Here is a 21,261-nt window from a genome sequence, read left to right as displayed (position 1 = left end):
AAGACGCGGCGCGGGGCGTGCGGGGTTCCCTCGCCACTCGCCATGTGGACGCGGTTTGCGTACAGCAGTAAAAGGGCTCCACAATCCTGACGTGGTCTACTACCTTGGACGGGGTAGTTCAGGTGAGTGGACTGGCCGGGGATCGGCCGGGACCGAAGAAACGGAAGGGTTGGCTGTGGACGCGTCGAGGAGTGGTCAGGAGGCGGCATCCGGTGGGCGGTGGGGTGCCCTCGGGCCCGTCGGGCTTGTGCTCGCGGGCGGCGTCTCCGTCCAGTTCGGCGGAGCCATCGCCGTGAGCGTGATGCCCAAGGCCGGAGCCCTCGGCATCGTGACCCTGCGGCTCGCCTTCGCCGCTCTGGTGCTGATGATCGTCTGCCGGCCCAAGGTGCGCGGGTACGCGCGCGCCGACTGGGGGACCGTCGTCGCCTTCGGTGTGGCCATGGCCGGGATGAACGGGCTCTTCTACCAGTCCGTCGCCCGCATCCCCATGGGGCCCGCCGTCACACTCGAGGTCCTCGGCCCGCTGGCGCTCTCCGTCTTCGCCTCGCGGCGTGCGGTGAATCTCGTGTGGGCGGGGCTCGCGCTGTGCGGTGTCTTCCTGCTGGGCGGCGGGGGCGGGTTCAGCGGGCTCGATCCCGTCGGCGTCGCGTACGCCCTCGGCGCCGGTGCCATGTGGGCCACGTACATCATGTTCAGCGCCCGTACGGGGCGCCGCTTCCCGCAGGCCGACGGGCTCGCCCTCGCGATGGTCGTCGCCGCCGTGCTCTTCCTGCCGCTGGGCCTCATCGAATCCGGCGAGAAGCTCGTGCGGCCCGAGGTGCTCGCGCTCGGCGCGGCCGTCGCCGTGATGTCCTCCGTGCTGCCGTACACGCTCGAACTGCTCGCCCTGCGCCGGCTTCCCGCCTCCACCTTCGCGATCATGATGAGCCTGGAGCCGGCCATCGCGGCCGTCGCGGGATTCCTGGTGCTGAACCAGGCGCTTTCCGTCAACGAGGCGCTGGCCATCTCGTTGGTCATCGCCGCCAGCATGGGCGCCGTACGGACCCAGGTCGGGCGCGGGCGGGCCCGCCGTGGGGACGGGGACGTCGTGACGGGGGCCACCCCTGACGCCGTGCTGGCTCCTGCCGACGGCGCCGAGGGGCCGGAAAGTACCGAAAGGGCCGAAAGGTCCGGGCGCGAAGCTGGGGAGCAGCCCATCCCGGAGACGTCCGGAAAGTAATGCAAGCACGCTTGCTTGTTTCTCCGGCCGCTGCCATGCTCCGGGGCACACCGTCGTGCCCTGAGGGGAGCGCTCCGTGTCCGAAGCTGTGCCCGTACTCGATGATCTGCGCCGTGAGAGCGAGGAACTCGACCAGCTGGTAGGGGGGTTGGGTGAGGAGCGCTGGGCGCTCCTCACCCCCGCCGATGGCTGGACCGTCGCCCATCAGATCGCCCACCTCGCCTGGACGGACCGCGCCGCGCTGACCGCCGTCACCGACGGGGACGCCTTCGGCCGGCTCGTCGAGGAGGCGCTCGCCGCTCCCGACTCGTTCGTGGACGCCGGGGCCGAGGAGGGGGCCGCGCAGCCCCCGGGCGAGTTGCTCGCCCAGTGGCGCGCCGGGCGTGACGCCCTCCTGAAAGCCCTGACGGCCGCGCCGCGCGGGACCCGCTTCCCCTGGTACGGGCCGCCCATGTCGGCCACCTCCATGGCGACCGCGCGGCTCATGGAGACGTGGGCGCACGGCCAGGACGTCGCCGACGCGCTGGGCGTCGAGCGGGTACCCACCGACCGGCTGCGGCACATCGCGCACATCGGGGTGCGCGCCCGGGACTTCTCCTTCGGCGTACGGGGACTGAGCGCACCGGCGGCCGCCTTCCGCGTGGAGCTCCGGCTCCCCTCCGGTGAGCCATGGACCAGCGGTCCCGAGGACGCCGACCAGCGGGTGACCGGTCCCGCACTTGACTTCTGCCTCCTCGTCACGCAGCGCGCCCACCGAAACGACCTCGCGGTACGCGCGGAAGGCCCCGACGCCGACCGGTGGCTCGACATCGCCCAGGCCTTCGCGGGTCCGCCGGGTCCGGGTCGTCCGGCGAGGGAGGGCGCGTGAGGACCGCCTCGTCGGCTGCCTCGCGGGCGACCCTGCCGTCCGGGCGGGCGTGGCTCGGTGATGCTGCGCCCGGCCAAGGGTGGCGGGCGATGACCGCCCCGTCGGCTGCCTCGCGGATGTCACCGCCGATTGGCCGGGCGTCGTTCGGTGATGCTGCCGGTTGCCTCGCCGTGGAGGCGCAAAGCGCTGGCGCCCGGCGTTGGTCGGGTGTCGTAGGGGCAGTCGTGACGTCGGGGCGCCCCGACGAGGAGGTTGCGTGATGACCTCCCCGACCGTCGTCCCGACCGCCGTTCTGCCCGCCCCCCTGCGGATCGGCAACGCGTCCGGCTTCTACGGGGATCGTTTCGATGCCATGCGCGAGATGCTCACCGGCGGCCCCCTCGACGTCCTCACCGGCGACTACCTCGCCGAGCTGACCATGCTGATCCTCGGCCGTGACCGGCTCAAGGATCCCGGGCGCGGCTATGCGAAGACCTTTCTGCGGCAGCTGGAGGAGTGCCTGGGGCTCGCCAAGGAGCGGGGCGTCAAGATCGTCGCCAACGCCGGGGGGCTCAATCCCGGCGGGCTCGCGGACGCCGTGCGGGAGTTGGCCGACCGGCTCGGGGCCGGCGTGCGGGTCGCGCACGTGGAGGGCGACGACCTCGGACCCCGCTACCCGGACGCACTCACCGCCAACGCCTACCTCGGCGGCGCCGGAATCGCCGCCTGCCTGCGCGCGGGGGCCGACATCGTCGTCACCGGACGCGTGACCGACGCCGCCCTCGTCACCGGGCCCGCCGCCGCCCACTTCGGATGGGGCGACGGCGACCACGACCGGCTCGCGGGAGCGGTCGTCATCGGGCACATCCTCGAATGCGGGACGCAGGCCACCGGCGGCAACTACGCCTTCTTCGTCGAACGCCCCCAGCGCGAGCTGCTCCGCCCCGGCTTCCCGATCGCCGAGATCCACGAGGACGGCTCCGGCGTCATCACCAAGCACGACGGCACCGGCGGCTTCGTCGACGTCGGCACGGTCACCGCGCAGCTCCTCTACGAGACCTCCGGCGCCCGTTACGCCGGGCCCGACGTCACCGCCCGGCTCGACACGGTCACCCTCACGCAGGAGGGGCCCGACCGGGTCCGCGTTTCCGGAGTGCGCGGAGAGGCACCGCCGCCGGACCTCAAGGTCGGCCTGAACCGGCTCGGCGGCTTCCGCAACGAAGTCGTCTTCGTCCTCACCGGGCTCGACGTCCAGACCAAGGCGGACCTCGTCCGCGCCCAGGTCGAGGACGCGTTCGCGCGGTCCACGTCCCGTCCCCAGGAGGTGCGGTGGGAACTCGCCCGCACCGACCGCCCCGACGCCCCGACCGAGGAGACCGCCTCCGCCCTGCTGCGGCTCGTCGTGCGCGACCCGCGGCAGGACCCCGTGGGCCGCGCCCTGAGCGGCGCCGCGATCGAACTGGCCCTCGGCAGCTACCCGGGCTTCCACGTCACGGCGCCCCCGGGCAAGGGCGCGCCCTACGGAGTCTTCGAAGCCGCGTACGTCGATCGCGGCACCGTCGACCACGTGGCCGTCCTGCCCGGCGGCGAGCGGCAGCCCGTGGAGGGCGTCGGCGGCACCCTCGTACTCGAAGAACCGGACGAGCCGCCCCTGCCCCCGCCCCTGCCGGACGGCCCCACCCGCCGCGCCCCCCTCGGTCTCGTCGCCGGGGCCCGCAGCGGCGACAAGGGCGGGGACGCGAACGTCGGCGTCTGGGCGCGCACGGACGACACCTGGCGGTGGCTCGCCCACGAGCTGACCGTCGAGCGGTTCCGCGAACTCATCCCCGAGGCGGCCGAGTTGACCGTCGTGCGCCATGTCCTGCCGAACCTGCGGGCGCTGAACTTCGTCGTCGGGGGAATCCTCGGCGCGGGCGTCGCGTCCCAGGCCCGCTTCGACCCGCAGGCCAAGGGCCTGGGCGAATGGCTGCGCGCCCGCCACGTCGACGTACCGGCCGAACTCGTTGAAGCGACCGATTCGTAGACGCGACCGACTCGTAGAAGTGACCGACTCGCTAGAAGTGACCGAACCGACGGAGGTACTCCCGTGACCGTCCTCGCGTCCGCGCTCGACCCCGCGAGCGCCGAGTACGCCGAACACCGCGAGGCCATGCTGGCCAAGCTCGCCGAACTCGGCACCGAGCAGGCCAAGGCCCTTGAGGGCGGCGGCGAGAAATACGTGGCCCGGCACCGCAGGCGCGGAAAGCTGCTCGCCCGGGAGCGGATCGAGCTGTTGCTCGACCCCGACACACCGTTCCTCGAACTGTCGCCGCTCGCCGCCTGGGGGAGCGACTATCCGGTCGGCGCCTCGATGGTGACCGGCATCGGTGTCGTGGCGGGCGTGGAGTGCCTGATCACCGCCAACGACCCGACCGTACGCGGCGGCGCCAGCAATCCGTGGACCCTGAAGAAGGCCTTTCGCGCGCACGAGATCGGGCACGCCAACCGGCTGCCGTCCATCCACCTCGTGGAGTCCGGGGGCGCCGACCTGCCCTCCCAGAAGGAGATCTTCATCCCGGGCGGCGCGCTCTTCAAGCACCTCACCCAGTCGTCGGCCGCCGGTGTCCCGACGGTCGCCGTCGTCTTCGGCAACTCCACGGCGGGCGGCGCGTACGTCCCCGGCATGAGCGACCACGTGATCATGGTCAAGGAGCGCGCCAAGGTCTTCCTCGGCGGTCCCCCGCTGGTGAAGATGGCCACCGGCGAGGAGAGCGACGACGAGTCGCTGGGCGGCGCCGAGATGCACGCCCGTACCTCCGGTCTCGCGGACTACCTCGCCGAGGACGAGCGCGACGCGCTCCGGCAGGCGCGGCGGGTCGTCAAACGCCTCAACTGGCGCAAGGCGTACGCGGATCCGGTGGCGGTCGTCGAGCCGCCCAAGTACGACGAGGACGAGCTGCTCGGCATCGTGCCCGGGGACCTGAAGGTGCCCTTCGACCCGCGCGAGGTCATCGCCCGTATCGTCGACGCCTCCGACTTCGACGAGTTCAAGCCGCTGTACGGGTCGAGTCTCACCACCGGTTGGGCCTCGCTGCACGGCTATCCCGTCGGAATCCTCGCCAACGCGCAGGGCGTGCTCTTCAGCGAGGAGTCCCAGAAGGCCGCCCAGTTCATCCAGTTGGCCAACCAGCGCGACATCCCGCTGCTCTTCCTGCACAACACCACCGGCTACATGGTCGGCAAGGAGTACGAGCAGGGCGGCATCATCAAGCACGGCGCGATGATGATCAACGCCGTGTCGAACTCGCGGGTGCCGCACCTCAGCGTCCTGATGGGCGCCTCGTACGGGGCCGGGCACTACGGCATGTGCGGGCGCGCCTACGACCCGCGTTTCCTCTTCGCCTGGCCGAGCTCCAAGTCGGCCGTCATGGGCCCGCAGCAGCTCGCCGGAGTCCTGTCGATCGTGGCCCGGCAGTCCGCGGCCGCCAAGGGGCAGCCCTACGACGATGACGCCGACGCCGCGCTGCGCGCCATGGTGGAGCAGCAGATCGAGTCGGAGTCGCTGCCGATGTTCCTTTCCGGCCGTCTCTACGACGACGGCGTCATCGACCCCCGCGACACCCGCACGGTCCTCGGCCTGTGCCTGTCCGTGATCCACACCGCCCCCTACGAGGGCGCGCGCGGTGGCTTCGGCGTCTTTCGGATGTGAGGACCTCCATGACGAAAACCATCAGCTCCGTCCTCGTCGCCAACCGCGGCGAGATCGCCTGCCGCGTCTTCCGCACCTGCCGCGACCTCGGCATCGCCACCGTGGCGGTGTACTCGGACGCCGACGCGGACGCCCTGCACGTCCGCGAGGCCGACACCGCCGTACGGCTGCCGGGCTCGGCGCCCGCCGACACGTATCTGCGCGGCGAACTCATCGTGAAGGCCGCACAGGCGGCGGGCGCGGACGCCGTCCACCCCGGCTACGGCTTCCTCTCGGAGAACGCGGACTTCGCGCGCGCGGTCCTCGACGCCGGGCTCGTGTGGATCGGCCCCCCTCCCGAGGCCATCGCATCCATGGCGTCCAAGACGCGCGCCAAGGAGCTCATGGGCATCGCGCCGATGAGTGTGGGCGAGGTCACCGAGGACGAGCTGCCGGTCCTGGTGAAGGCGGCGTCCGGCGGCGGCGGACGCGGCATGCGCGTCGTACGCGAACTGGCCGACCTGAAAGGCGAGTTGGAGGCGGCGCGAGCGGAGGCGGCCAGTGCCTTCGGGGACGGCGAGGTCTTCGTCGAGCCCTACCTGGAGGGCGGCCGGCACGTCGAGGTGCAGATCATGGCCGACGCGCACGACACCGTCTGGGCGCTCGGCACCCGGGACTGCACGCTCCAGCGCAGGCACCAGAAGGTCATCGAGGAGTCCCCGGCGCCGGGCCTGCCAGCCGCACTCGTCGACGAACTGCACGCGCAGGCCGTGCGTGCGGCGCGCGTGACCGGGTATCGCGGGGCGGGCACGGTGGAGTTCCTGGTCGCGGGCGACCGGGCGCACTTCCTGGAGATGAACACCCGGCTCCAGGTCGAACACCCGGTGACGGAAGCCGTGTTCGGGATCGACCTCGTGGCGTTGCAGATCCAGGTCGCGGAGGGCGCGCCCCTCGCGGAGGAGCCGCCGCCCGCGCGCGGCCACGCGGTGGAGGCCCGCCTCTACGCCGAGGACCCGGCGGCGCAGTGGGCCCCGCAGACCGGCATCCTGCACCGGCTGTCCGTGCCGGGCGTGCGGCTCGACACGGGGTACGTCGACGGCGACACGATCGGCGTGCACTACGACCCGATGCTGGCCAAGGCCGTCGCGTACGCCCCCACGCGTGCGCAGGCCCTGCGCGGCCTCGCGGGAGCGCTGGAGCGCGCGGTCGTGCACGGCCCCGTCACCAACAGGGAGTTGCTCGTACGGTCCCTGCGGCACCCGGAGTTCGTCGGGGGCCGCATGGACACCGGCTTCTACGACCGGCACCTCGCCGCGCTCACGGCCCCCGCCCCGGACCCGTACGCCCCGCTGGCCGCCGCGCTCGCCGACGCGCACGGGCGCTCGCGGTTCGGCGGCTTCCGCAACCTCGCTTCGCAGTCGCAGGTCAAGCTCTTCCGGAGCGAGCCGGACGGCACCGAGCACGAGGTGCGCTACCGCCACACGCGGGAAGGGCTGAGCGCGGACGGGGTGCGGGTGCTCTCCGTGTCCGGCGAGCTGGTCGTGCTCGAAGTCGACGGTGTGCGCAGGCAGTTCACCGTGCGCCGGTACGGCGACGATCGCGTGTACGTCGGCAACACCGCGCTCACCGCGCTCCCGCTGCTTCCCGAGCCGACCACACGCCAGGATCCCGGCTCCCTGCTCGCCCCGATGCCCGGCACCGTCGTACGCCTGGCCGAAGGGCTCACGGAAGGGGCGCGGGTCACCGCCGGGCAGCCCCTCATCTGGCTGGAGGCCATGAAGATGGAGCACCGCATCTGTGCCCCCGCCACCGGCACGCTCACCACCCTGCACGCAACGCCCGGCCGCCAGGTCGAGGTCGGCGCGCTGCTCGCAGTCGTAGACGTCGTACAGGAGGAGCAGTCCGTATGAGCACCGTCCTCGAAACCGAAGAGCACCAGGCCCTGCGCGCGGCCGTCGCCGCGCTCGGCAAGCGTTACGGCCGCGACTACATGTCCCGGGTCGTGGCGGGCGAAGGCCACCCCGACGAGCTGTGGGCCGACGCCGCCAAGCTCGGCTATCTGGGCGTGAACCTGCCCGAGGAGTACGGCGGCGGAGGCGGCGGCATAGCCGAACTCTCCATCGTCCTGGAGGAATTGGGTGCCGCCGGCTGCCCCCTCCTGATGATGGTCGTCTCGCCCGCGATCTGCGGCACCGTCATCGCCCGCTTCGGCACCGACGAACAGAAGCGGGCCTGGCTGCCCGGCCTCGCCGACGGCAGCCGCACCATGGCGTTCGGCATCACCGAGCCCGACGCGGGCTCCAACTCCCACCGGATCACCACGACCGCCCGCAAGGACGAGGCGAGCGGCGACTGGCTCCTGACCGGCCGCAAGGTGTTCATCTCGGGCGTCGACATCGCCGACGCCACGCTGATCGTGGGCCGTACGGAAGATGCCCGCACCGGCAACCTCAAGCCCTGCCTCTTCATCGTCCCGCGCGAGACCGAGGGCTTCCAGCGGCGGCGGATCGAGATGGAACTCCAGGCGCCGGAGAAGCAGTTCGAGCTGACCCTGGACGACGTACGGCTGCCCGCCGAAGCCCTGGTGGGCGACGAGGACGCGGGGCTGCTCCAGCTCTTCGCCGGCCTCAACCCCGAGCGGATCATGACGGCGGCGTTCTCGCTCGGCATGGCACGGTTCGCCCTCGCCCGTGCCGTCGGATACGCCAAGGAACGCAGCGTCTGGAAGAGCCCGATCGGCGCCCACCAGGCGATCGCACACCCCCTCGCGCAGTCCCACATCGACATCGAGCTGGCCCGCCTGATGATGCAGAAGGCCGCCAGGCTGTACGACGAGGGCGACGACATGGGCGCGGGCGAGGCCGCCAACATGGCCAAGCTCGCGGCCGCCGACGCGTGCGTGAAGACCGTCGACCAGTCGGTGCACACGCTCGGCGGCAACGGCCTGACGAAGGAGTTCGGCCTCGCCTCGCTGATCGTGGCGTCCCGGGTGGCCCGGATCGCCCCCGTGAGCCGGGAAATGATCCTCAACTACGTCTCGCACCAGACGCTGGGCCTGCCCAAGTCGTACTGAGCCACCGGCCTCGTAGGTCTCGATCAGAGGGAGTTCTCGTGGGACTTGTCCGCTCATCGCCGCAGCGCGGCATCGTCACGTTCACCCTGGACAACCCCGCCAACCGCAACGCGCTCTCGGCGGGGCTCCTGGACGGCTTCGCGGAGGCGCTCGACGACTGCGGCAAGGACCCCGACGTCCGCGCGATCGTCCTCACACACACCGGCTCCACGTTCTGCTCGGGCGCCGACCTGCGGGAGCCGCCGGACCCGGCCGTCTTCGTGGGGCTGCTCCGGCGGATCGTGGAGCTGCCGAAGCCGGTCGTGGCGCGGGTGGACGGACACGTACGCGCGGGCGGGCTCGGACTGCTCGGCGTGTGCGACATGGCGGCCGCGGGCCCCGGGGCGTCGTTCGCGCTGACGGAGGTACGGATCGGGGTGGCGCCCGCGGTCATCTCCATGCCGCTCCTGTCCGGGCTCGACCCGAGCGCCGCGTCACGCTACTTCCTCACCGGGGAGCGCTTCGGCGGGGCGGAGGCGGCGCGGATCGGCCTGGTGACGGTGGCCGGGGACGACGTGGACGCGGAGCTCTCGCCTCTCCTCGAGGGGCTGCGGAAGGGGGCGCCGCAGGCCCTGGCCGAGACGAAGAAGCTGCTCACGGCTAGGGTGCTCGACGCATTCGACCACCACACGGACTCCCTCGTCGCCCTGTCCGCGCGGCTCTTCGCATCGGCGGAGGCGCGCGACGGCATGGGGGCGTTCCTCGAACGACGGGAGTGCCCATGGGTGCTGTGACCGCGGCCGACCGTGCCGACCGCTCGCCCAAGCAGGACCGCAGCCGGGCGACGCACCAGCGGCTCCTGGAGGCGGCGGTGGCGTGCCTCGCCGAGAGCGGCTGGGCGGGGTCCACGGTCTCCGTGGTCGCCGAGCGGGCGGGGGTCTCGCGCGGGGCGGCCCAGCATCACTTCCCGACGCGGGAAGACCTCTTCACGGCGGCGGTGGAGTATGTCGCCGAGCAGCGGTCCACCGCCCTGCGGGAGCTTCCGGCCCAGGACCCGGCCTCCGTGGTCGCCGCCCTGGTCGACCTCTACACGGGGCCCCTGTTCCGGGCGGCGCTGCATCTGTGGGTGGCGGCGTCGAACGAGCCGCAACTCGGATCCCGGGTGACGGAGCTGGAGGCGCGGGTGGGGCGTGAGACGCACCGGATCGCGGTACGGCTGCTCGGGGCGGACGAGTCCCGCCCCGGGGTGCGGGAGACCATCCAGGGCCTCCTGGACATGGCCCGCGGCCTCGGCCTCGCCAATCTCCTGACGGATGACGGGGCGCGGCGTGAGCGGGTGGTGGCGCAGTGGACGGTGCTGGTGGAGGCGGCGCTGCGCTGAGCGTTCCCTCAAACGCCGGAGGGCTGGATTTCCAGCCCTCCGGCGTTTGAGGAGCGGGGGTCCGGGGGCGGGGTCGGGGAAAGATCCCTACCGCGCGATGTCCCCGAACCCTTCGACCTCCCGGGGGTTCCGCGAACCGGGTCCCACGTAGCGCGCGGAGGGCCGCACCAACCGCCCCGTCCGCTTCTGCTCAAGGATGTGCGCCGACCACCCGGCGGTCCGCGCGCACGTGAACATCGACGTGAACATGTGCGCCGGCACCTCGGCGAAGTCGAGGACGATCGCGGCCCAGAACTCCACGTTCGTCGCGAGGACCCGGTCGGGACGGCGGGCGTGCAGCTCGTCGAGGGCGGCCTTCTCCAGCGCCTCCGCCACCTCGAAGCGGGGAGCGCCCAGCTCGCGTGCCGTGCGGCGCAGGACCCGCGCGCGGGGGTCCTCGGCGCGGTACACCCGGTGACCGAAGCCCATCAGCCGCTCGCCCTTGTCGAGCGCCTGCTTGACGTACGCGACCGCGTCGCCCGTCCGCTCGATCTCCTCGATCATGCCGAGGACGCGGGAGGGGGCGCCGCCGTGCAGGGGACCGGACATGGCGCCCACGGCTCCCGAGAGCGCCGCCGCCACGTCCGCGCCCGTGGAGGCGATGACGCGGGCCGTGAACGTGGAGGCGTTCATTCCGTGCTCGGCGGCCGACGTCCAGTACGCGTCGACGGCCTGGACGTGCTTGGGGTCGGGCTCGCCGCGCCAGCGCTTCATGAAGCGCTCGACGACCGTGTCGGCCTTGTCGATCTCATGCTGCGGCACCATGGGCAGGCCCTGGCCGCGGGCGGACTGGGCGACGTAGGAGAGCGCCATGACGGCGGCCCGTGCCAGGTCCTCGCGGGCTTCCTGCTCGCTGATGTCCAGAAGCGGTTTCAGGCCCCACACGGGGGCGAGCATCGCGAGCGCGGACTGGACGTCGACGCGGATGTCGCCGGAGTGCACCGGGATCGGGAACGGCTCGGCGGGCGGCAGACCGGGATTGAAGGCGCCGTCGACGAGCAGGCCCCAGACGTTGCCGAAGGAGACGTGACCGACCAGATCCTCGATGTCGACGCCGCGATAGCGAAGCGCGCCGCCTTCCTTGTCGGGTTCGGCGATCTCCGTCTCGAACGCGATGACTCCCTCAAGTCCGGGTACGAAGTCGGACATCAGGCGGCTCCTCGTGATGTGTACGACAGATGGTGGTGACATACAGCTCGTGACCATGTGTCAGAAGTGGGCGTGTTCGGTCCGGTTCCGCGGTCTGCCGGTGCGTCTGTATATGTCGGTGGGGCCGGCTTTCGACTCGCGGTCCGGTTCGGACACCCCGGTGATGCCCCGTGCGGCTGGTGGTCACCCAACCGATTCGGCGTCGGAACGATATCCCTTGGTGCCACCCTTGGCGATGGAATGCGGCACTCAGTGCCACACGTCACCTCTCCGTGGCGTACGACAGCCCGTCGCCCGGCCCTTCGTATACGGCAAGATGACCGCGTGACCGATCGAGCCGACGCCTCAGCATCAGCCTCCTCATCTGCCGCTCCCGTCCCTCCCGCGTCCGATCCCGCCGCCATACGTGCCCACTACGGCATGGACGGACTCATCGAGGCCCAGGCGCCCGCCACGCCCGTCGAGTTGTTCGCGCTGTGGTTCACGCAGGCGCTGGCCGCGGCCGGGGCGGGCCTGCTGCACGAGCCGAACGCCATGGTCGTCTCGACGGTGGACGCGGAGGGCCGTCCCGGTTCACGCACGGTCCTGCTGAAGGGGTACGACGAACGCGGCTTCGTCTTCTTCACGAACTACGAGTCCCGCAAGGCCCGGGATCTGGCCGCGAACCCGAACATCTCGCTGCTCTTCCCCTGGCACCCGATGGCCCGCCAGGTCATCGTCACGGGCACGGCGGAGCGCGTCGCCCGTGAGGAGACGGTGGCGTACTTCCGCACCCGCCCGCACGGTTCGCAGCTCGGCGCCTGGGCCAGCGCCCAGTCCTCGGTCATCGCCACCCGCGAGGAACTCGACCGCGCGTACGCCGACCTGGAGGGGCGTTACCCCGAGGGCGAGCAGGTGCCCGCGCCTCCGCACTGGGGCGGATTCCGGGTCGTGCCCCGGAGCGTCGAGTTCTGGCAGGGCAGGGCGAACCGCCTGCACGACCGGCTGCGCTACGCGCGAACCGAGCAGGGCGCCGCCGACACCGCTTCGGGCTGGACGGTGGAGCGCCTCAGCCCGTGAGGGCCGGGGCCTGCCCCCTTCAAGACTCCGTCCGGACCCGATCCGGACCCGATCAGGACCCCGTCAGGACCCCGTCCAGGAATGGCTGGATCGCCTCGCGCCAGGCCTCCGGCTGGTCGTAGTGCACCAGGTGCCCGGCGTCGGCCACCTCCGCGTACGCCCCGCGGGGCAGCACCCGGACCATCTCCTGGGACTCGGCACGGCCCAGCTCGCCGTCCAGGCCGCGGACGACCAGGGCAGGGCACTGGACCTGCGCCAGATCCTCCCAGTGGGCGTCGAACACCCACGTCTCGCGGGACTTCAGCATCTGTTCGCGGTCGAAGACGGGGCGCCAGCCGTCGGGGCCCTCGGTCATCACCTCGGCGAAGAACTCGCCGCGCGATGGATTGGGCCGCTCGACCCAGGGATCGTCCTCGCCGAACCACTTCCGTACGTCGGCGAGCGTGGCGAAGGGCACCGGCCAGGCCTTGAACCAGTCCTCCCACTCGCGCTGCGACGCGGCGCCGAGAGCGGAGGCCCGCATGTCGGTGACGATCAAGGCGCGGACGAGGTCGGGGCGCTTCGCGGCGAGCTGCCAGGCGGTGAGCGCGCCCATGGAGTGGCCGATGAGGACGGCGGGAGCGAGGCCGAGCTGGACGAGCGCGGCCTCGGCGTCGTCCACGTAGGCGTCGCGGGTGAAGGGGCCCTCGGGGGGCTTGTCGCTCTGCCCGTGCGCGCGCTGGTCGAGTGCGACCGCGCGATGTCGCTCGGCGAGCCAGCGGGCGGTGCCCGCCCAGTGCGATGCACGGCCCATCAGGCCGTGCAGTAACAGGACGCCTCCGGGCGGACCGTCGGTCTCCCTCGACTTGGGAGGATCGGCGAACTCCCAGGCGGCGAGGCGTACGCCACCCGCGCCTGTCACGTCAATGCGCCGCACCATGTTTCCTGGCACCCCCCTTGAATCCTCTCGGGCTGAACGCCTGGTTCTGTCACGCACCCCCGCACGCTATCGAACTCTTTTTCGAAAGCGGCCAGTTCGCCGCCAACACCCCTCATTCGAGTGACCACGCTCAAGGATTGGCCGCCGCTGCCGAGGGGAGATCTTCATCGGGAGGCGGGCCGCTCGGGGAAAACGGTCCGAGGGGGACGACCCTGGGAGCTCGGGGCTCCGGGTCGGAACAGGGGAGGACAGGCCCCGGCGCTCAAGGGCGCCGGGGCCCTCTGCGTGCTCAGGGGGCGTGGACGCGCACTGTTCGCGTACGCGCTCCCGCTCACCAGATGGGCACATTCCTGCCCCCTCCCACGGCCGTGGCGGCGACCAGGCGCCGGCACGGCAAGAGCCCTCACGTCATATGCCTCTCGCGACAGCCTCGCACGCAAAACGTCCGGGCGCTGCGATTCCGCACACTGAATCTTGGACCCCATCGGATCCAGGGGTCTTCACAACTGCCCAACCGTTACCGCCAGTTGACATGAACTCTCGGTAACAGGGGGCGGAACCCGCCGGACCCTGGTCCGGCGGGCCTCAGCGCTTGGCGACGAAGACGTGCGAGGCGACCTCGTTGTCCAGCTCCGCGGCCTCGCCGCTGCTGCCCACGAGTACCCCGCCCGCGGATTCCGTCACGCTCACCACGGAGCCGGGCTGCACGCCCGCGCGACGCAGTGTGTACATCAGCTGCGCGTCCGTCTGGATCGGCTCGCCGATGCGGCGCACGACCACGGTCTTGCCCTCGGTGCCGGGGTCGAGATCGACCAGGGAGACCATGCCCTCGTCCAGGAACGGGTCGGCCCCGTCCTTCTCGCCCAGCTCCTCGAGGCCCGGGATCGGGTTGCCGTACGGAGACTCGGTGGGGTGGCGCAGGAGCTCCAGGACGCGGCGCTCCACCGCCTCGCTCATCACGTGTTCCCAGCGACACGCCTCCGCGTGGACCTGCTCCCACTCCAGGCCGATCACGTCGACCAGGAGGCACTCCGCGAGGCGGTGCTTGCGCATCACGCGCGTGGCGAGCCTGCGGCCCTCCTCGGTCAGCTCCAGGTGACGGTCGCTGGCGACGGCCACCAGGCCGTCACGCTCCATGCGCGCGACCGTCTGGCTCACCGTCGGCCCGCTCTGGTCGAGACGCTCGGCGATCCGGGCGCGCATGGGGACCACACCTTCCTCCTCCAGCTCGAGGATGGTGCGCAAATACATCTCAGTGGTGTCAATAAGCCCCGACATGGGTGCCCCTCAGATCTCGCTCGTGCGGCCGGCCCTGCCCTCAAGTCTGACGCATACCGCTGACAACCGGGTCGCGCCAGGGGAAAACCCGCTCCAGGCGGCCTTGACGGGGTGCTCGGGCCGTATTGACAGGGCACTGGTCCAGACCGCAACGTGATCCGCGGCACACGGGAAACACGTGCAGGCAGCAGCAGGAAATACGTACCCGACATACGTACCCCGGAAAGGTCCCTCGGCGCATGGGCTCGAAGAGCGAGAGCAAGCTGGCCGGTCAGTACATCGACGCCGCGATCGGCCTGCTCGGGCGGGTGCGCGACGAGGAGAGCGGCACCGTCGACGCCGCGGGGACGCTGCTCGCCGACGCGGTCGAGGCGGGCGGCAGGCTCTTCGCCTTCGGCGCCGGGCACTCCTCGCTGGCCGCCCAGGACGTCGTCTACCGCGCGGGCGGCCTCGCCCTGATGAACCTCCTCGCCGTCCCCGGAGTCGTCGGCGTCGACGTCATGCCCGCCACGCTCGGCTCGGCCCTGGAGCGGGTCGACGGGCTCGCGGGCGCCGTCCTCGACTCCTCGCCGGCCCGCTCCGGCGACGTAGTCGTGATCATCTCGCTCTCCGGGCGCAACTCGCTGCCCGTGGAGATGGCGATGAACGCCCGCGCGCTCGGCCTGAAGGTCATCGGGGTGACGTCGGTGGCGTACGCGACGGAGACGAAGTCACGGCACGCGTCCGGGACCTTCCTGAAGGACCACTGCGACGTCGTGATCGACTCCAAGATCACCGTCGGTGACGCGGAGCTCGGCCTCGACACCGTCGCCGCGCCCTTCGGTCCCGCCTCCAGCGTCGTCGCCAACGCGATCATGCAGGCGATGATGGCCACGGCCGTCGAGCGGCTGGCCGCGCGGGGCGTCGAGCCGCCGGTGCTGCGGTCGGGGAACGTGGACGGCGGGCACGAGTGGAACGGGCACGTGTTCGCCGAGTACGGCGACCGCATCTTCTACCGGCGCTGAGGCCCCGAGGCGGCCCCTGAGGTCGCTACGACCCCGTGGGGAAGCGCACCCGCACACTGAGCCCCCCGCCCTCCCCGTTCGCTTCGGCGGTCGCCTCCGCACCGTGTGCGCGGGCGATCGCGGCCACGATGGACAGGCCGAGGCCCGCACCCTCCCCGCGCGCGTGGGTACGTTCCCGCAGCCGCCGGAAGGGCTCGAAGAGGTGCGGGACGGTGTCCGGCGGGACGGCGGGTCCGGTGTTGGTGACCTCGATGCCGTCCCGGCCCGTGCGCACCTCGACCCGGCCTCCCTTGACGTTGTAGTCCACGGCGTTCGCCACCAGGTTGTGCACGAGGCGGTCGAGAAGCACCCCGTCACCTGTCACGGTGAGCGGCTCGGCGTGCAGGGCAAGGGTGACGTCCCGCTCGGCCGCCCGGCCCGCGAGCCCCTGCGTCACCGCGTCGGCGATGACGTCGAGGGCCACGGGCTCCCGCAGTTCGAGCCCCCGCTCCGAGGTGGCGAGGAGCAGCAGCCCCTCGATCAGATGCTCGCTGTCGTCGGCGACGGAGATGAGCTTCGTACGGATGCGGGCCACCTCCCGCGCGTCGGGCTCACCCGCGAGCCCGATCTCGGCGGCGGCCCGCTGCATGGCGAGCGGGGTCCGCAGTTCGTGCGCGGCGTTGGCGGCGAACCGCTGCTGCGCGCTGACCAACTGCTCTATCCGTCCGAGCATCTCGTCGAAGGTGTCGGCCAGCTGCTTCAGCTCGCCGGGCGGTGCGTCGAGCGCGATCCGCTCGTGCAGGTTCTCGCCCGACAGGCGCCGCGCGGTGCCGGTGATCACGCCGACCGGGCGCAGGACGCGGCCCGCCATCCACCAGGCGAGCAGGATGGAGAGCGCCGCGTAGACGAACAGCACGATCACCGACACGGTGAGCAGCCTGCTCAGGGCCGCTTGTTCGGCGACGTCACTGATCTTCGTGACGGCGAGGCCCTGCGAGATGTCGTCGGCCGATACGCCGTCGCCGGTCACCCGCCGGGCGGGCGACGCCGAAAGGGCCGGGGAGGGCATCGTCCAGGGCGGAACCGGCCGCCGACCGGGGACGGCGGTGGTGACGGCGGTGCTGATCGAGGAGTAGAGCCCCTGCCGCACCAGGAAGTAGACGAGCCCGGTCAGCAGCGCCCCCGCCAGGAGGAGCATGCCGCCGTACAGGACGGTGAGACGGCCGCGCTCACTGCTGAGACGGCCGACGCGCAGCCCCCTCACGCCGATGCGCAGCCCCCTCACGCCGACCGGCCGGTGATCCGGTAACCGGCGCCCGGCACCGTCTCCACCACCGGCGGGTCGCCCAGCTTGGTGCGGAGCTTGGAGAGGGTCACACGGACCGCGTTCGTGCGGTAGCTGGTGTCCTCCTCCCAGACCTGTTCGATCAGATCGTCGCCGCTGACCACCGCGCCCTCCGCCCGGAGCAGCGCCTCAAGGACCGCGAACTCCTTGCGGGAGAGCGCCAGATGGCGGCCGTCGCGGCTCGCCTGCCGACGGGCGGTGTCCAGGACCAGGCCCGCTCGCTCGATCACCGGCGGCAGCGCGGGGCGCGTGCGGCGGCCCAGGGCCAGGACGCGGGCGAGGAGTTCGTCGTACGCGAAGGGCTTCGTCAGGTAGTCGTCCGCGCCCAGACCGAGGCCCGCCACCCGGTCCCGGACCGTGGCCGACGCCGTCAGCATCAGGACGCGCGTGAGCAGCCGCTGCCCCACCACCCTGCGGCACACCTCGTCGCCGTGCAGGCCCGGCAGGTCCCGGTCCAGGACGACGACGTCGTATTCACCCAGCTGGAGCTTGCGCAGCGCCGTCAGGCCGTCGGCCGCGACATCGACCGCGAGCGCGTCACGGCGCAGCCCGACGGCGATCATCTCGGCCAGGAATTCCTCGTCCTCCACCAGCAGTACGCGCATGCGGCCCTGTGTACCTGAAGTGCACCTTTCGTCGGTGTAAGCGTCTCCGTTGAGAGAAACGAAACCCCCCTTCCCGCCAGCCTGTGCGCGGACGACGCGACAACGCGAAAGCCAGACGCGACAGCCAGAAGTGAAGGGGAAGGCATCCATGAGGACTCGTACACGCGGGGCGGCCATCGCATCGGGGATCGCCGCCCTCGCCCTGTTCGCCGGAGCCTGCTCCTCCGGCGGCGACGGCGGCAGCCAGGACAAGGCCGACGGCGGCAAGGGCAAGCAGGCCGACGCCGCCTTCAAGGAGCGCGAGTGCCTGCGCAAGCACGGCCTCAAGGTGAGCGAGCCCAAGTCCGGCGAGGACACCCGCGGGATCACCATCGGCGGCGACATGAGCAAGGAGAAGATGGAGGCCGCCATGAAGGCCTGCTCGGGCAAGAGCGGCGGCATGTCGGGCCGCGCCCCCTCGCAGGCCGACAAGGACAAGATGCTGAAGTACGCCCAGTGCATGCGCAAGAACGGCTTCGACATGCCCGACCCGAAGTTCGACGGCGGAGCCATGGAAGCGCAGAAGATGCCCAAGGGCGCCGAGGCCAAGAAGATGGAGAAGGCCGCCGAGGCGTGCAAGGACATCGTCGCGTGAGGCGCCGCACCGCCGTCGTCGCCACCGTCGTGGCCCTGCTCGCGATCACCGGCGGCGGCGTCGCCGTCACCGCCCTCGCCGACAACGGCGAGGGCGGGTCCGTGAGCCAGGACGCAGGACTCCCGCCCGCCACCGCCCCCGTCGAACGCGGCGACCTCAGCAGCGGCACCCAGGCCGACGGCACCCTCGGCTACGCCAAGCAGCGCAAGGTCAACGCCGGCACCACCGGCACCCTCACCTGGTCCACGGGCAGCGGCTCGACCATCAAGCGTGACGGACGCCTGTACGAGGTCAACGGAGTCCCGGTGCGCCTCATGTACGGCACCGAGCCCATGTACCGCACGCTGAGGACCGGCGACGAGGGCAGCGACGTACGCCAGCTCGAAGAGAACCTCCGGGCGCTCGGGTACGGCGCCGGGCTCGCCGTCGACGACGAGTACACCGCGGGCACCGCGGACGCCGTCAAGCAGTGGCAGAAGGCGCACGACCAGAAGCAGACGGGCCGCGTGGGCCCCGACCAGATCGCCTTCTCGCCCGGCGGGCTCCGCGTGAAGTCCACCGAGTCGGCCGTCGGCGACCAGGTCGCGCCGGGCAGACCGGTGCTCAGCACCACGAGTGCCGAGCGGGTCGTACGTTTCCAGCTGGACGTCGCCGAGGGAAAGCTCGCCGAGGTGGGCACCAAGGTCACCGTGGACCTGCCCGACGGCACGACCGCCAAGGGGAAGATCGCCTCCGTCGGCAAGACCGCCGAGCCGGGCGACGACCCGGCCGACAAGACCCCCAAGATCCCGGTCACGGTCTCCTTCGACGACCCCGGCAAGGTCGACGGCTTCGACCAGTCCCCGGTCACGGTCAACCTCACCGGAGAGACCCGCGAGGACGTCCTCTCCGTGCCCGTCAACGCCCTCCTCGCCCTGCCCGGCGGCGGCTACGGCGTCCAGGTCGTCGAGAACGGCCGCGCCCGCCAGGTGAAGGTCGAACTCGGCATGTTCGGCCAAGGCCGCGTCGAGGTCACCGGGGGCGGCCTCAAGGCCGGCACGAAGGTCGGGGTGCCCAAGATATGAGCGCCGTCGTGGAGTTGGGCGGGGTCACCAAGGAGTACCCGGGCGGGGTCGCCGCCCTGCGCGGCGTGGACCTCAGGGTGGAGGAGGGCGAACTCCTCGCCATCGTCGGCCCCTCCGGCTCCGGCAAGTCGACCCTGCTGCACATCATCGGCACCCTGGACCGACCCTCGGAGGGCTCCGTGGCCATCGCCGGACACGATGTCGCCACGCTCGCCGACCGCAGCCTGTCCGCACTGCGCGCACGGCACATCGGCTTCGTGTTCCAGGCGTTCCACCTGGTGCCGGGGATCAGTGCGCGCGACAACGTGGCGGAAGGGCTCCTGTACTCCGGCCTCTCGCGCGGGGAGCGCCGCGCGAGAGCCGCCGAAGCCCTTGACCGGGTCGGCCTCGCCGACCGCATGAGACACCGCCCGCACGAACTCTCCGGCGGCCAGAAGCAACGCGTCGCCATCGCCCGCGCGGTGGTCGGCTCACCCGACCTGCTCCTCGCCGACGAACCGACCGGCGCACTCGACTCGGCGTCCGGCGAGGCGGTGATGGAACTCCTCCACGACCTCAACGCGCAGGGCGCCACCATCGCCGTCATCACACACGACACGGAGATCGCCGAGCGGCTGCCGCGGCAGGTACGGATCCGGGACGGGCAGGTGGTGGCGGATGTCCGCGCCGCCGCCGTGCGTGAGGGGGTGCGCGCGGGATGACCCGTACGAAGCGAGTGAAGAACGCCCGGCTGAAGAACGCCCGGCTGAAGGCGGCGCGGCTCGGACCGCGCGACGTCCTGCACGTCGGCTCGGCGGGGTTGCGCAGCCGCCCGGTGAGGGTCGTGCTGTCGGCGCTGGGGATCGCCATCGGTATCGCGACGATGATCGCGGTAGTAGGCATCTCATCGTCGAGCAAAGCGCAACTCATGCGGAAACTGGACGAGTTGGGCACGAACATGCTGGTGGCAGCTCCCGGTGAGCCCATGTTCTCCGGCGAGAAGGTGGTGCTCCCGCGTGACGCGGCCGGACGGGTCTCCCGCATCAAGGGCGTCCAGGACGTCGGCGCGACCGGCGACCTCGACCACAGCGTGCGGCGCAGCGAGAAGATCCCCGAGGACGAGACCGGCGGCATCTCCGTCAAGGCGGCCACCGAGGGCCTGCTGAAGGTGCTGCGGGGCGAGATGGGGCACGGCACCTGGTTCAACGCGGCCAACAGCCGCTACCCCTCGATCGTCCTCGGCCATGTCGCCGCGGACCGCCTCGGCATCACGCGCGCCGGCCAGCAAGTCTGGCTCGGCGACCGCTACTTCACGGTCGTCGGCATCCTCGACCCGCTGCCGCTCTCACCCGACGTGGAGCGCTCGGCCCTCGTGGGCTGGGCGGCCGCCCAGAGCGAACTCGGCTTCGACGGCCGCCCCACCTCGGTGTACGAACGGTCGACCGACGCCACCGTGCACGACGTCCGCAAGCTGCTCGCCGCGTCGATCGACCCGGAGAACCCGCGCAACGTCCAGGTCACCGACCCCTCGTCGGCCCTGCAGGCGAAGGCGGCGACCGAAGGGGCCTTCTCCACGCTGCTCCTCGGACTCGGCGGGATCGCCCTCCTGGTGGGCGGCGTCGGAGTGGCGAACACCATGATCATCTCGGTCCTGGAACGCCGCTACGAGATCGGCCTGCGCCGCTCCATGGGTGCGACCAAGGGGCAGATCCGCATCCAGTTCGTCACCGAGTCCCTGATGCTGTCCGGCCTGGGCGGCCTCGCGGGAATCGCCCTCGGCGCGGCCGCGACAGCCGCGTACGCGGTGTCCGGCGACCTCCCCTGGGTGGTCCCCCTATGGGCGGTGACCGGCGGCTTCGGAGCAACCCTGGCCATCGGCACGGTGGCAGGCCTCTACCCGGCGGTACGAGCAGCACGCCTCTCCCCAACCCTGGCGCTGCACGCGGCGTAGCGGGGCGCTCAGCGGAATCCGAACCGCCGCTGCGCGGCGGATGTCCCCACCCGCCCACCCGTTGCCCGGTGGGGGATGATCACCCACTCG

General features: G+C 71.7%; 19 protein-coding genes. 14 read left to right on the top strand and 5 right to left on the bottom strand.

Translation table 11 applies throughout. The features are described 5' to 3' along the window. The first annotated feature begins 175 nt into the window (after positions 1-175). From ACWGIH_RS24595 to ACWGIH_RS24560, 8 genes are all read left to right on the top strand, one after another. Positions 176-1,219: an EamA family transporter gene (locus ACWGIH_RS24595; protein WP_453446149.1), complete on the top strand. Its 1,044-nt coding sequence runs from the start codon at positions 176-178 to the stop codon at positions 1,217-1,219. Between the two features lie 76 nt (positions 1,220-1,295). Further along, positions 1,296-2,087: a TIGR03084 family metal-binding protein gene (locus tag ACWGIH_RS24590; RefSeq protein WP_453446151.1), complete on the top strand. Its 792-nt coding sequence runs from the start codon at positions 1,296-1,298 to the stop codon at positions 2,085-2,087. Between the two features lie 259 nt (positions 2,088-2,346). Continuing rightward, entirely contained in the window at positions 2,347-4,089 is a 1,743-nt protein-coding gene (locus tag ACWGIH_RS24585; protein ID WP_453446152.1) for an acyclic terpene utilization AtuA family protein, read from the top strand. Between the two features lie 63 nt (positions 4,090-4,152). Then, positions 4,153-5,754, top strand: a complete 1,602-nt coding sequence (locus ACWGIH_RS24580; protein ID WP_453446154.1) for an acyl-CoA carboxylase subunit beta — start codon at positions 4,153-4,155, stop codon at positions 5,752-5,754. Between the two features lie 8 nt (positions 5,755-5,762). Continuing rightward, positions 5,763-7,643, top strand: coding sequence for an ATP-binding protein (locus ACWGIH_RS24575; protein ID WP_453446156.1), 1,881 nt, complete (start codon positions 5,763-5,765; stop codon positions 7,641-7,643). Continuing rightward, positions 7,640-8,806 (top strand): acyl-CoA dehydrogenase family protein, encoded by a 1,167-nt coding sequence (locus ACWGIH_RS24570; protein ID WP_453446158.1) that lies wholly within the window; start codon positions 7,640-7,642, stop codon positions 8,804-8,806. Before ACWGIH_RS24575 ends, ACWGIH_RS24570 begins: the two co-directional genes overlap by 4 nt. 38 nt (positions 8,807-8,844) lie before the next feature. Further along, positions 8,845-9,579, top strand: a complete 735-nt coding sequence (locus ACWGIH_RS24565) for an enoyl-CoA hydratase family protein (protein ID WP_453446159.1) — start codon at positions 8,845-8,847, stop codon at positions 9,577-9,579. After that, positions 9,567-10,166, top strand: coding sequence for a TetR/AcrR family transcriptional regulator (locus ACWGIH_RS24560; RefSeq protein ID WP_453446160.1), 600 nt, complete (start codon positions 9,567-9,569; stop codon positions 10,164-10,166). The genes ACWGIH_RS24565 and ACWGIH_RS24560 overlap by 13 nt, the downstream gene beginning before the upstream one ends. An 87-nt stretch (positions 10,167-10,253) precedes the next feature. Here ACWGIH_RS24560 and ACWGIH_RS24555 read toward each other — a convergent pair whose 3' ends face one another. Then, positions 10,254-11,354 carry a citrate synthase 2 gene (locus tag ACWGIH_RS24555; RefSeq protein ID WP_453446162.1) on the bottom strand — a complete coding sequence of 367 codons (1,101 nt, stop codon included), beginning with the start codon at positions 11,352-11,354 and terminating at the stop codon, positions 10,254-10,256. Positions 11,355-11,660: 306 nt separating this feature from the next. Here ACWGIH_RS24555 and pdxH point away from each other — a divergent pair, with 306 nt between their 5' ends. Then, positions 11,661-12,413 carry a pyridoxamine 5'-phosphate oxidase gene (pdxH, locus tag ACWGIH_RS24550; protein ID WP_453446318.1) on the top strand — a complete coding sequence of 251 codons (753 nt, stop codon included), beginning with the start codon at positions 11,661-11,663 and terminating at the stop codon, positions 12,411-12,413. A gap of 52 nt (positions 12,414-12,465) precedes the next feature. On the opposite strand, the gene ACWGIH_RS24545 is transcribed toward pdxH, so the two are convergent. Next, entirely contained in the window at positions 12,466-13,332 is an 867-nt protein-coding gene (locus tag ACWGIH_RS24545) for an alpha/beta fold hydrolase (protein ID WP_453446164.1), read from the bottom strand. A gap of 585 nt (positions 13,333-13,917) precedes the next feature. Continuing rightward, positions 13,918-14,610: a metal-dependent transcriptional regulator gene (locus ACWGIH_RS24540; RefSeq protein ID WP_453446166.1), complete on the bottom strand. Its 693-nt coding sequence runs from the start codon at positions 14,608-14,610 to the stop codon at positions 13,918-13,920. Positions 14,611-14,849: 239 nt separating this feature from the next. Here ACWGIH_RS24540 and ACWGIH_RS24535 point away from each other — a divergent pair, with 239 nt between their 5' ends. Next, positions 14,850-15,614, top strand: a complete 765-nt coding sequence (locus ACWGIH_RS24535) for an SIS domain-containing protein (protein ID WP_453446168.1) — start codon at positions 14,850-14,852, stop codon at positions 15,612-15,614. A gap of 25 nt (positions 15,615-15,639) precedes the next feature. Here ACWGIH_RS24535 and ACWGIH_RS24530 read toward each other — a convergent pair whose 3' ends face one another. Beyond that, the gene (locus ACWGIH_RS24530; RefSeq protein ID WP_453446320.1) at positions 15,640-16,791 is read right to left on the bottom strand and encodes a sensor histidine kinase; all 1,152 of its coding nucleotides are present in this window, start codon (positions 16,789-16,791) and stop codon (positions 15,640-15,642) included. Between the two features lie 83 nt (positions 16,792-16,874). Next, a complete protein-coding gene (locus tag ACWGIH_RS24525; protein ID WP_453446170.1) occupies positions 16,875-17,543 on the bottom strand; it encodes a response regulator transcription factor in 669 nt (222 codons plus the stop codon). Between the two features lie 148 nt (positions 17,544-17,691). Here ACWGIH_RS24525 and ACWGIH_RS24520 point away from each other — a divergent pair, with 148 nt between their 5' ends. The 4 genes from ACWGIH_RS24520 to ACWGIH_RS24505 are packed head-to-tail and all read left to right on the top strand — an operon-like array spanning position 17,692 to position 21,171. Then, positions 17,692-18,177 (top strand): hypothetical protein, encoded by a 486-nt coding sequence (locus ACWGIH_RS24520; RefSeq protein ID WP_453446172.1) that lies wholly within the window; start codon positions 17,692-17,694, stop codon positions 18,175-18,177. Continuing rightward, complete coding sequence (locus tag ACWGIH_RS24515; RefSeq protein ID WP_453446174.1) at positions 18,174-19,241, top strand: peptidoglycan-binding protein; 1,068 nt, start codon at positions 18,174-18,176, stop codon at positions 19,239-19,241. Before ACWGIH_RS24520 ends, ACWGIH_RS24515 begins: the two co-directional genes overlap by 4 nt. Continuing rightward, the gene (locus ACWGIH_RS24510; protein WP_453446175.1) at positions 19,238-19,942 is read left to right on the top strand and encodes an ABC transporter ATP-binding protein; all 705 of its coding nucleotides are present in this window, start codon (positions 19,238-19,240) and stop codon (positions 19,940-19,942) included. Before ACWGIH_RS24515 ends, ACWGIH_RS24510 begins: the two co-directional genes overlap by 4 nt. Beyond that, positions 19,939-21,171, top strand: coding sequence for an ABC transporter permease (locus ACWGIH_RS24505; protein ID WP_453446176.1), 1,233 nt, complete (start codon positions 19,939-19,941; stop codon positions 21,169-21,171). Before ACWGIH_RS24510 ends, ACWGIH_RS24505 begins: the two co-directional genes overlap by 4 nt. Positions 21,172-21,261: the final 90 nt, after the last annotated feature.

The sequence above is a fragment of the Streptomyces sp. NPDC054872 genome (assembly GCF_053610705.1).
Note: the sequence above shows the minus strand (reverse complement) of the source record. Positions and strands in the feature narration are given on the sequence as shown.

Excerpts from the sequence above, each read along its gene's own strand:
- ACWGIH_RS24570 (WP_453446158.1), top strand. The coding sequence starts at position 7,640 with ATGAGCACCGTCCTCGAAACCGAAGAGCACCAGGCCCTGCGCGCGGCC.
- ACWGIH_RS24585 (WP_453446152.1), top strand. The coding sequence starts at position 2,347 with ATGACCTCCCCGACCGTCGTCCCGACCGCCGTTCTGCCCGCCCCCCTG.
- ACWGIH_RS24575 (WP_453446156.1), top strand. The coding sequence starts at position 5,763 with ATGACGAAAACCATCAGCTCCGTCCTCGTCGCCAACCGCGGCGAGATC.
- ACWGIH_RS24560 (WP_453446160.1), top strand. The coding sequence starts at position 9,567 with ATGGGTGCTGTGACCGCGGCCGACCGTGCCGACCGCTCGCCCAAGCAG.
- ACWGIH_RS24545 (WP_453446164.1), bottom strand. The coding sequence starts at position 13,332 with ATGGTGCGGCGCATTGACGTGACAGGCGCGGGTGGCGTACGCCTCGCC.
- ACWGIH_RS24520 (WP_453446172.1), top strand. The coding sequence starts at position 17,692 with ATGAGGACTCGTACACGCGGGGCGGCCATCGCATCGGGGATCGCCGCC.
- ACWGIH_RS24525 (WP_453446170.1), bottom strand. The coding sequence starts at position 17,543 with ATGCGCGTACTGCTGGTGGAGGACGAGGAATTCCTGGCCGAGATGATC.
- ACWGIH_RS24530 (WP_453446320.1), bottom strand. The coding sequence starts at position 16,791 with ATGCTCCTCCTGGCGGGGGCGCTGCTGACCGGGCTCGTCTACTTCCTG.
- ACWGIH_RS24555 (WP_453446162.1), bottom strand. The coding sequence starts at position 11,354 with ATGTCCGACTTCGTACCCGGACTTGAGGGAGTCATCGCGTTCGAGACG.
- ACWGIH_RS24505 (WP_453446176.1), top strand. The coding sequence starts at position 19,939 with ATGACCCGTACGAAGCGAGTGAAGAACGCCCGGCTGAAGAACGCCCGG.
- ACWGIH_RS24535 (WP_453446168.1), top strand. The coding sequence starts at position 14,850 with ATGGGCTCGAAGAGCGAGAGCAAGCTGGCCGGTCAGTACATCGACGCC.
- ACWGIH_RS24540 (WP_453446166.1), bottom strand. The coding sequence starts at position 14,610 with ATGTCGGGGCTTATTGACACCACTGAGATGTATTTGCGCACCATCCTC.
- ACWGIH_RS24510 (WP_453446175.1), top strand. The coding sequence starts at position 19,238 with ATGAGCGCCGTCGTGGAGTTGGGCGGGGTCACCAAGGAGTACCCGGGC.